10 protein-coding genes are annotated in these 10,376 nt (G+C 73.5%); all 10 read left to right on the forward strand.

Translation table 11 applies throughout. The features are described from left to right. The first annotated feature begins 289 nt into the window (after positions 1-289). The 10 genes from ACWGSR_RS37055 (at position 290) to ACWGSR_RS37100 (ending at position 10,267) form a co-directional block, all read left to right on the forward strand. Entirely contained in the window at positions 290-2,074 is a 1,785-nt protein-coding gene (locus ACWGSR_RS37055; protein WP_376240236.1) for a fatty acyl-AMP ligase, read from the forward strand. Then, positions 2,074-3,138, forward strand: coding sequence for an acyl-CoA desaturase (locus tag ACWGSR_RS37060; RefSeq protein ID WP_376240239.1), 1,065 nt, complete (start codon positions 2,074-2,076; stop codon positions 3,136-3,138). The genes ACWGSR_RS37055 and ACWGSR_RS37060 overlap by 1 nt, the downstream gene beginning before the upstream one ends. After that, entirely contained in the window at positions 3,138-4,121 is a 984-nt protein-coding gene (locus ACWGSR_RS37065; protein WP_366372685.1) for an acyl-CoA desaturase, read from the forward strand. The genes ACWGSR_RS37060 and ACWGSR_RS37065 overlap by 1 nt, the downstream gene beginning before the upstream one ends. A 5-nt stretch (positions 4,122-4,126) precedes the next feature. Next, positions 4,127-4,420: an acyl carrier protein gene (locus ACWGSR_RS37070; RefSeq protein ID WP_366372686.1), complete on the forward strand. Its 294-nt coding sequence runs from the start codon at positions 4,127-4,129 to the stop codon at positions 4,418-4,420. A 12-nt stretch (positions 4,421-4,432) separates the two neighbouring features. Further along, entirely contained in the window at positions 4,433-5,545 is a 1,113-nt protein-coding gene (locus tag ACWGSR_RS37075) for a fatty acid desaturase (RefSeq protein WP_376240242.1), read from the forward strand. Continuing rightward, complete coding sequence (locus ACWGSR_RS37080; RefSeq protein WP_376240245.1) at positions 5,542-6,411, forward strand: alpha/beta fold hydrolase; 870 nt, start codon at positions 5,542-5,544, stop codon at positions 6,409-6,411. Before ACWGSR_RS37075 ends, ACWGSR_RS37080 begins: the two co-directional genes overlap by 4 nt. Positions 6,412-6,430: 19 nt before the next feature. Continuing rightward, complete coding sequence (locus ACWGSR_RS37085; RefSeq protein WP_366372689.1) at positions 6,431-6,622, forward strand: rubredoxin; 192 nt, start codon at positions 6,431-6,433, stop codon at positions 6,620-6,622. Positions 6,623-6,742: 120 nt separating this feature from the next. Next, the gene (locus ACWGSR_RS37090) at positions 6,743-7,975 is read left to right on the forward strand and encodes a cytochrome P450 (RefSeq protein ID WP_366372690.1); all 1,233 of its coding nucleotides are present in this window, start codon (positions 6,743-6,745) and stop codon (positions 7,973-7,975) included. A 35-nt stretch (positions 7,976-8,010) separates the two neighbouring features. Further along, positions 8,011-9,393: an MFS transporter gene (locus tag ACWGSR_RS37095; protein ID WP_453573734.1), complete on the forward strand. Its 1,383-nt coding sequence runs from the start codon at positions 8,011-8,013 to the stop codon at positions 9,391-9,393. A 106-nt stretch (positions 9,394-9,499) separates the two neighbouring features. Further along, a complete protein-coding gene (locus ACWGSR_RS37100) occupies positions 9,500-10,267 on the forward strand; it encodes an SDR family oxidoreductase (protein ID WP_366372692.1) in 768 nt (255 codons plus the stop codon). Positions 10,268-10,376 lie beyond the last annotated feature (109 nt).

Here is a 10,376-nt window from a genome sequence, read left to right on the forward strand (position 1 = left end):
GGCGGCCCCCCCGCGCCCCCCGCCCCCGCGGGGGCGGGCGGCCCCCGGCGGGGGGGGGGCCTTTTGCGCGGGCTCCCCCGGGGGCGGGGGTGGGCCTGCCGCACGGGGGGGCCCGGGCGCGGGGGGTGCCCCGCCGCGCCGGCCGCCCCGGCCCCGGGAGCGGCCCTCGCGAAGGCGGGGCCCGAAGCCGGGGCGACCTCTCCGGAGGCCGCCCCGGCGCCGGGGCGGCCGGCGCGCCGTCGAGATGTCCGTGAGCGACCAGACCGATTCAGAAAGGCCGTTGTCCTCGATGGAACCCTTCGCAAGCCCTCCGGGCGATCTGTCGCTGCCGGAGATCCTGACCGCCCGCGCCGAGGCCCACCCCGACGCCCTGGCCTTCCGCTTCCTGCCGGACGGCACCACCGACCACCCGGTCGACTGGACCTACCGCGACCTCGAACTGCGCTCCCGCGCGGTCGCCCGCGAACTCACCCGCCTCGGCCTGACGGGCGGCCGGGTGGTCCTCGCGCTCGACCCCGGACTGGACTACGTGGCCGGATTGTTCGGGATATTACGGGCGGGCTGCACCGCGGTCCCCTCCTTCCCGCCCTTCGGGCGCCGCGCCACGGCCCGCTTCCTCTCCATCGTCGTCGACTGCGCCCCGCAGGCCGTCCTCACCGACGGACGCTTCGCCCCGCACGTCGAGGACTTCGAGACCCGCTACCCCGAGGGCGTCGCCAGCCCGCGGTGGGTCTTCCCCGACACCTCCCTCTTCACCGAGGACCCCGCCGCCGAGGCCCCGCCGCTCGTCCTCGCGGACCCCGCGCTCCTCCAGTACTCCTCCGGATCGACCGGCGACCCCAAGGGCATCGTCCTCACCCACGAGAACCTGGTCAGCAACTGCCGCGTCCTGGAAGCCCACATGGGCATGGAGCCCGACCGGATCGGCTGCTCCTGGCTCCCGCCGTACCACGACATGGGCCTGATGGGCACCATCATGCTGGCCCTGCACGGCGGCTGGCCGCTGGTCATGCTCTCGCCGGTGCACTTCGTCCAGGACCCCTACCGCTGGCTGAAGGCCCTCACCGACTACCGGGTCACCATCACCGTCGGCCCCAACTTCGCCTTCGAGCTGGCCACCACGCAGATCCCCGACGACGCCCTGGACACCCTCGACCTGTCCGCGCTGCGCCAGGTGTTCTGCGGCAGCGAGCCCGTCTCCGCGACGACGCTGGAGCGCTTCCGCGAGCGGTTCGCCCCGCGCGGCTACGACGCCGCCTCGATCATCCCCTGTTACGGCCTGGCCGAGGCGACCCTGTTCGTCACCGGGAAGCCGACCGCGAGCGGCGCCGTCCGGCGCGAGCTCCTCGACAAGGACGCCCTCGCGACCGGCACGGCCGTACGCGTCCCCGCCGGCGCCCCCACCGCCGTCGAGGCCGTCTCCTGCGGCGTCTTCGCCGTCGGCCACGAGGTGCTCGTGGCCGACCCGGACACCGCCGGCGTCCTCCCGGACGGCCGGATCGGCGAGGTCTGGGTGTCCGGACCGAGCGTGGCCCGGGGCTACTGGCGCCGCCCCGAACTGAGCGAGGCCGTCTTCGGCGCCCGGCCGGCCGGCCGTACGGACGGGGGACCGGGCTTCCTGCGCACCGGCGACCTCGGCTTCGTCCTGGACGGCGAGCTGTTCGTCACCGGACGCCTCAAGGACGTCATCGTCGTCAGCGGCCGGAACCTCCACCCGCAGGACGTCGAGGCCTCCGTCGAGCGCTGCCACGGCGCCCTGCGCCGCTCGGCCGTGTTCTCCGTGTCGGGCGAGGAGGCCGGCGTGCCGGACTCGGTGGAGGAGCAGATCGTGGTCGTCGCCGAGTACCGCGGCACCTCCGGCCGGTTCGCCGCCGAGGAGGCCGCCCTGCGCGCCGAGGTCACCGCGGCCGTCACCGCCGACCACGGGGTGAGCCCCGCCGTCCTCCGCTTCGGCCCGCCCGGCACCGTCCTCATGACCACCAGCGGAAAGGTCCGCCGCAGGGCGACCAGGGACGCCTACCTCGACGGCACGCTCAAGCGGTTCGCCGTCCCGGCCGGAAGCGAGGTCGCGTGATGGCCGGACGCGACGCCGCGTTACACGCCCCCGACGCGGACCCGACCCTCCCCGACGCGGTGCCGGACGAGGGCGAGATCGACGTCGCCGCGCGCCGCTTCGCGTACGTCACGGTCGGCGTCCCGGCCCTCGGCGTGCTCGCCGCGGTCTGGTTCGCGGCCGTGTACGGCTTCACCTGGGTGGACTTCGGACTGCTCGCCGGCATGTACGCGATCACCTCGCTCGGCGTCGAGGGCGGCTTCCACCGCTTCTTCTCCCACCGCTCGTTCTCCGCGAAGCCGGTGGTGACCACGCTGTGGGGGATCGCGGGCAGCATGGCGGCCCAGGGCCCGGTGCTCTTCTGGGTGGCCACCCACCGCACGCACCACGCCTTCACCGACCGCGACGGCGACCCGCACTCGCCCCGCCCGCTCGGCGACGACCGCTGGGCCACGCTGCGCGGCCTGTGGCACGGGCACGTGGGCTGGCTGTTCAAGGTCCGCCGGCAGAACTGGGCCAAGCGCGTGCCCGACCTGGTCCGCGACCGGCTCGTGATGCGCCTCAACCAGTACTACCTGGTGTGGGTCCTGCTCGGCCTCGCGCTGCCCGCGCTGCTCGGCTGGCTGCTCACCGGAACCGCGCGCGGCGCCGTCGGCGGCCTCCTGTGGGGCGGGCTCGTACGGATCTTCCTGCTCGACCACGTCACCTGGGCGGTCAACTCCCTCGGCCACACCCTGGGCAACCGGCCCTACCCCACCCGCGACCGCAGCCGCAACGTGCCCCCGCTGGTGCCGATCTCGGTCGGCGGCGCCTGGCACAACAACCACCACGCGCGGCCCTCCCTCGCGCACAACCGGCACGGGTTCTGGCAGTTCGACCCGACCGGCACCGTCATCCGCCTGCTGGACGCGATCGGCCTGGTCGACGACGTGCGCTACCCCGACCGGAAGACGCGCCGCGACCCGGGCCCCGAACCGGGCCGGGACCCGGACCGCACACCGGAACGGAACCCCGCACGCACCTCCGCACGCACCTCCGCACGAAACCCGGAACGAAAATCCGCGAGTCGAAAAGGAGCGAGCTGATGTCCACCGCCACGGCCTCCTCAGCCGCGCTGGCGAACGCCATCGTCCGGCTGGACCCGATCAGCCTCCGGACCAAGCGGTTCTCGGCGCTGACCACCATGACCCTGCCCCTGATGGGCACCGCCGCGGCCGCCTGGTTCCTGGTCACCGGGAACTTCACCGCCACCGACCTCTGGCTCTTCGGAGCCATGTACTTCGTCCACATGTTCGGCATCACGGTGGGCTTCCACCGCTACCTCGCGCACAAGGCCTTCAAGACCGGCCCCGTCTTCGAGGGGGTCATGATGATCACCGCCTCGATGGGCGCCCAGGGCCCCGTCATGTGGTGGGTCACCACCCACCGCCGGCACCACCGCTTCAGCGACCAGGAGGGCGACCCGCACTCGCCGAACCTGCACGGCCGCACCTTCAAGCAGCGCCTGCACGGCCTGTGGTACGCCCACATGCCCTGGATGCTCAGCGACGAGAACTCCAAGTGGTCGGTCTTCGCGCCCGACGTGCTGCGCAGCCGCCGCCTGATGTACTACCACCGCACCTACCCGGTCTGGGTGATCGGCGGCACGATCCTGCCCGGCCTGGTCGGGTTCGCCGTCGAGCAGACCGCGATGTCCCTGCTCACCGGCATCGTCTTCGGCGGCCTCGCCCGGATCTTCCTCGCCAACCAGGCCGCCTGGATGGTCGGCTCCGTCTGCCACGCGGTGGGCCGCCGCCCCTTCGACAACGAGGACAAGAGCGCCAACAACTGGACCGTCGCCCTCCTCACCTTCGGCGAGGGCCTGCAGAACAACCACCACGCCTTCCCCGGCTCGTACCGGCACGGCGTCACCTGGCTGGAGCCGGACCTCAGCGGCTGGATGCTCGCCGGCCTCGGCAAGCTCGGCGTGGTCAAGGACCTGCGCGAGCCCAGCAAGGAGCAGATCGAGAAGAAGCGCGAGCAGGCACGGGCCCTGGCGGCCGCCGGCTCCACCGACAAGACGGAGTAGTCAGCGTGTTCAAGAAGAAGATCGCCAAGCCGGCCGGCCCGCTGACCCGGGCCGCCCTGCGCGACTGGCTCGTCGACTACCTCGCCGACCACCTCAAGGTCGCCAAGGACAAGATCGACACCTCGCTCACCTTCGAGTCGTACGGCCTCGACTCCAGAGTCGCCGTCCAGGTCTCCGGCGCGCTGGAGAAGGTCGTCGAGCGGCGCCTCTCCCCGGGGCTGCTCTACGAGTACCAGACCATCGACGATCTCAGCGGCTACCTGGCCAAGGAGCTCCGGCTCCCGGAGCAGGCCGTCTAGGAGGAACTCGGCATGGGTGCATTCGACTTTCCCACCGCGCCGGACGACCGGTTCGCGAAGTTCCTCGCCCAGTCCGCCGCGATCGAGGGCGAGCGACTCCAGAACGCCGTCCCCAAGGAGTACTTCGAGCCGAAGGTCTCGCGCGGACTGCTCGGCTTCGCGGTGAGCTGGCTGCTCTACGGCGGCGCGACCGTCGCCGTCGCCTTCACCCACTGGGCCTTCTGGGTCCCGCTGTGGCTCCTGGCGGGCCTCGGCGGCTGGGGCCTGCACTGCATCGCGCACGACGCGGGGCACGGCTCGTTCTCCCGCAACCGGCGGCTGAACACGGCCGTCGGGCACCTCTCCCTGCTGCCGCTCGCCTACCCCTTCCACGCCTGGCGACACGTCCACAACATGCACCACTCCAGCACCAACCACCTGGAGCTGGACACCGACTGGCGCCCCTTGCCGGCCGGCATGTTCAAGCGCATGCCGCTCGGCCAGAAGCTGGTCTACCTCTCCACCCGCACCTGGGCGTTCTGGGGCGGCACCATCAACTACTGGGTGGAGTCCGGCTTCCGGCCCGGCTTCTTCCCGAAGGAGTCCCACCGCCGCGACGTACGGCGCTCCATCCTCTTCGTCGTGGCCCTGGGGATCCCGTACTTCGGCGCGCTCGGCTACTTCACCGGCTGGCAGGGAGTGCTGCTGTACTTCGTGGCGCCCTGGCTCGCGACCCACGCCTGGTTCAGCGCCACGACCCTGATGCACCACAGCGCCGGCGACATCCCGTACCTGACGGCCGAGCACTGGACCCGCAACGCCAGCCGGCTCCTGGTCACGACGGACTACGTCTACCCGAAGTGGCTGCTCTTCCTCACCCACAACATCTCGATCCACACCGCCCACCACGTGGCCCCGGTGATCCCCTTCTACCACCTCCCGAAGGCGCAGCAGGCGCTGAAGGACCGGTACCCGGGGATGGTGCGCGAGGAGCGGTTCACCTTCCGGCAGATGTGGAGCATCGTCCGCCACCTGCACTTCTACGACACCGAGTCGGGCTACTACCAGGAGCTGTCGGGCACCAAGGTGCCGCCGGCCCCGTCCGACCGGACCCCCGGGCCCCCGCTCGCCGAGGCCGGTCGGTGACCGGGCGCCGAGCCGTGCGCGGCGCCGCCCACGGGATCCTGACCGCGCTCGCCCCGGGCGCCGCCGCGCGCTGGGCGACCGACGTGTTCAGCGACACCCGGGCCCTGGGCCTGCGTCCCGACAACGTCCTGCCGCTGGGCGCGCAGCGGTTCGCGGTGGACGGCTCCCCGGACGTCACCGGGGGGTACGTGTGGGGGGAGCCCGGCGACGGGAGCCCCACCGCCCTGTTGGTGCACGGCTGGGCGTCCGACAGCAGCAGCATGCACTCCTTCGTCGGCCCGCTGCGCGGACTCGGCTTCACCGTCGCCGCGTTCGACGCGCCGGCGCACGGGGTGTGGCCCGGCTCCCAGGCCACCATGACCCAGTACTCCCGGGCGGTCGCGGCCGTCCTGGAGAGCCTGGGCGGGGCCCGGGTGGTCGTCGCCCACTCGCTCGGCGCCGTCGCGGCGGTCAGCGGGCTCGCCCTGCGCGGCGAGGAGCCGGAGGCCCTGGTCCTGGTCGCGCCCACCCACACCCTGAGCGGCGTGCTCGACCGGTGGGACGGCGCCGGGATGCGGATCGGGCCCGGCACCCGCGAGCGCGTCTACGCGGAGCTCCACCGGCGCAACGGCGTCCCGGTCTCCCACTGGGACGCCGTCGCCCGGGGGGCGTCCCTGCGCTGCCCGGTCCTCGCCGTCCACGACCCGGCCGACACCTGGGTCCCGTACGCCGACGCCGAGGCGATCGCCCGGGCCCTGCCCGGGGCCCGCCTGGAGACCGTGCACGGCGTCGGCCACATCGGGATCCTCAGCGACCCCGGGGTCCAGGCCCTGATCACCGGCTTCGTGGCCGAACGCGCCGCCGTGACCCCCCTGACGGAGAAGTGAGCGACGGAGAAGTGAGCACATGAGCGACACGAGCGTCCGCACGGCCCGCCGCGCCTGGATGTGCCTGCTGTGCGGCTGGGTCTACTACGAGGCGCTGGGCGTGCCGGAGGAGGGGATACCACCCGGCACCCGCTGGGAGGACGTCCCCGAGGACTGGGTCTGCCCCGAGTGCGGCGCCACCAAGGCGGACTTCGTGATGGAACAGCTCTGAACGTCCGCGGCCGGTCCGCCACCCGTCGGCCTGCCCCCCACCGGTTCGCCGCCGTCCACCGGTGAGCCCCGACCCCGTCCACCCCCGCCCCGTCCGCCCCTCCCACCCTCAGGAGCAGCAGTGACCGAGACCCCGACCCTGGCCGAGCCGCTGGACGTGATGATCCGGCTGCTCTCCTTCGAGGGCAAGCAGAACCCCTACCCCCTCTACGAGGAGTTACGGGCCCACGGCGACCTGGTCAGGCTCGGCGAGACGCACCTGCTCGCCGTCGGCCATGAGCAGATCTCGAAGGCCCTGCGCCACCCCGTCCTCCTCCAGACCGACGCGGCCATGCAGGACCTGCGCATGCCCGGCTGGCGCGAGCACTCCTCCTGGGTGTGGCTCACCAGGAACATGCTGTTCAGCAACGAACCCGACCACGAGCGGATGCGCCGCTTCTTCTCCAGCGCCTTCTCCGCCCACAGCGTCGCCGCCTTCGCCCCCATGGTCGAGCGCCTCGCCGACGACGCCGTCCGGCACGTCGAGGAGCTCGGGGCCGGCGGCGCCGAGGTCGACCTGGTCGAGGAGTTCACCTACCGGCTCCCCATCGCCGTCCTCGGCGAGCTGCTCGCGATCCCCGAGGCGGACCTGCCCGGCCTGCACCCGATCATCGCCGCCATCACCACCTCCATGGACCCCGTCGGCGACCTCGCTCAACTGGCCCCCGGCGACGCCGCCATGGAGGAGCTCGCCGCGTACGTCACCGACCTCGTCGCCACCCGCCGCGCCGCGCCCGGCCCCGACCTCACCAGCGCCTTCATCCGCGCCCTCGACGGCAGCGACCTCACTGAGGAGGACCTGATCGCCAACATCATGGCGGTGATCGTGGCGGGCAGCGAGGCGCCCCAGGACCTGCTCGGCAACGCGGTCCGGATCGCCGTCGGCGACGCCGACCTGGCCCGGCGCCTCACCGGCGAGCCCCGCTTCGTCGACCGCTACCTGGAGGAGGTGCTGCGCTGGGACCCGCCCGTGCACGCCCTGAACCGGGTCGCCAGCGAGGACCTGGAGTTCTTCGGCGAGAAGGTCGTCCGGGGCAGCGCCGTCACCCTCCTCGTCGCGGCCGGCAACCGCGACCCCAAGCGGTTCGCGGACCCCCACCGCTTCGACCCCGACCGCGAGGGCAACCAGAAGCAGCTGACGTTCAGCGCCGGCGCCCACTACTGCCTCGGCGCGGCCCTGGCCCGGCTCACCGCCGAGACCGCGATCCCCCTGCTGCTGCGCCGCCTGCCCGGCCTGAAGGTCGTCGGCAGCCCCGGCTTCCGCGACCAGATCGTCCAGCGCGGACACGACCGGCTGCCGGTCACCACCGGCTGACGCAGGCACCACCAAGAACGAGCCCGGAGACCCCCATGTCCCTCACCGCCCCCCGCCAGGCCACCAGGTTCGGCGTGGTCCTCGGCGTCGTGTCGTCCGGCGTGGCGATGTCCAACCTGGACGTCTTCATCGTCAACGTCGCCCTGCCCGACGTGGGCGCCCACTACGGCGGCACGTCCCTGGCCACGCTGTCGTGGATCCTCAACGCGTACGCCGTGGTCTACGCGGCCTCCCTCATCCCGGCCGGAGCGCTCGCCGACCGGATCGGGCCGCGCCGCGCGTACCTGTGGGGCCTCGCCGTCTTCGTGCTCGCCTCGATCGCGTGCGCCCTCGCCGCCTCCGTGTGGACGCTGGTCGCCGCCCGGGTCGTGCAGGCCGTCGGCGCCGGCCTGCTCATCCCGTCCTCGCTCGGCATCCTGCTGACCGTGGCGCCCCCCGAGCGGCGGATCGCCTCCGTCCGCCTCTGGAGCGCGATCAGCGGGCTCGCCGCCGCCTTCGGCCCGCTCGCCGGCGGACTGCTCACCCAGCTCGACTGGCGCTGGATCTTCCTCGTCAACGTGCCGATCGGCGCGGCCGCCTGGGCGGTCGGCCTGCGGGCCGTCCCGCCGACCCCGGGCCGCGCGACCGCCGCCCGCCCGGACCTGCTCGGCGCCGGGCTGCTCACCGCCGGCATCGCGCTGCTCTCCCTGGGCGTGATCCGCAGCGAGGACTGGGGCTGGACCTCGGGCCGGGTGCTCGGCTGCCTCGCGGCCGCCGTCCTGGCCCTCGTCGTCTTCGTCGTGCGGTCGGCCCGGCACCCCGCCCCGGTGCTGCCGCTCGGCCTGCTGCGGCTGCCGGCCGTGTCGCCCGCGACCCTGGCCAACCTGGTGTTCGCGGTCGCCTTCGCGATGATGCTGCTCTCGGCCGTGCTGTGGGCGCAGGACGTCTGGCACTGGTCGCCGCTGGCCACCGGACTCGCCATCGCCCCCGGGCCCCTGATGGTGCCGTTCCTCGCCATCGGGGCCGGCCCGCTCACCCGGCGCTGGGGCGCCGGCGCGGTCGCGGCCGCCGGCTCGGTGGTGTTCGCCCTCGGCATCGGCTGGTGGGTCCTCGCCCTGGACACCGATCCCCGGTACGTGACGGGGCTGCTGCCCGGCATGCTGCTCACCGGCGTCGGGGTGGGCCTGACGGTGCCCACCCTGGTGGGCGCCGCCGTCGCGGCGCTGCCGCCCACCAGCTTCTCCACGGGCTCCGCCGTCGTGACGATGGCCCGCCAGGTCGGCGCGGTCCTCGGCGTCGCGCTCCTGGTGCCGGTCCTGGCGGGCGGCGGCACCGGCTCCTTCCGGCTCGGCTGGTGGGTGACGCTCGCACTGTCCCTGGTCGCCGCGGCGGTGTGCCTCGCGATCCCCCGGCCCCGGGCGGCGGAGGCGAAGCCGTGAGCGCCGCACCGGACGCGGGCGGGCCGGTCCTCGCGGGGCCCGCCCCCCGCCCCCTGAACCACCTTTCGAAATTCCGTACACACCACACAAACAAGGGAGTTGCTCGATGAGCACACTGTCGGGCAAGGTCGCGCTGGTCACGGGCGCGAGCAAGGGCATCGGACGCGCGGTCGCGGAGCGCCTCGCGGCGGACGGCGCCCGGGTCGGCGTCCACTACCACCGCAGCGAGGCCGAGGCCAAGGAGGTGGTGGGCGCGATCGAGGCCGCCGGCGGCGAGGCGTTCACCCTCCAGGCGGAGCTGGGCGTCGCGGGCGACGCGGCCGCCCTGTGGTCCGAGTTCACCCGTCACGCCGACGGCGTCGACATCCTCGTGAACAACGCCGGCGCGGGCCTGCTCGCCCCCATCGGCGCCATCAAGGAGGACGACTTCGACCGGCTGCTCGCCGTCAACGTGAAGTCGCCGCTCTTCGTCATCCAGGAGGGCCTGGACAAGCTGCGCGACGGCGGCCGGATCATCAACGTCTCCAGCGCGACGACCCGCATCGCCATGCCCAACGTGCTGGCGTACTCGATGACCAAGGGCGCGGTGAACACCCTCACCCTCACCCTGGCCGAGGCCCTCGCCCCGCGCGGGATCACGGTCAACGCCATCGCCCCCGGCATCATCGACACCGACTTCAACCCGTGGCTCGCCCACCCGCAGATGCGGGCCGCCGCCGAGAGCTGGTCCGCCTTCGGACGCACCGGCACCCCCGCCGACGTGGCGGGCCTGGCCGGCTTCCTCGCCTCCGACGCGGCCGGCTGGGTCTCCGGCCAGGTGATCGACGTCAGCGGCGCCTCGTCCCTCGGCAACGGCCCCACGCCGAAGTCCTGACCCGCTCCGCGACGGGGCCCGGCCTCCGGGCCGGGCCCCCCCGCGGGGGGGTTTAAACAAAAGGAGCGGGCGCCGGCGAGGGGGGGGTTTTTTGGGGGGGGGGGCGGGT

The organism is Streptomyces sp. NPDC055632 (genome assembly GCF_053618675.1).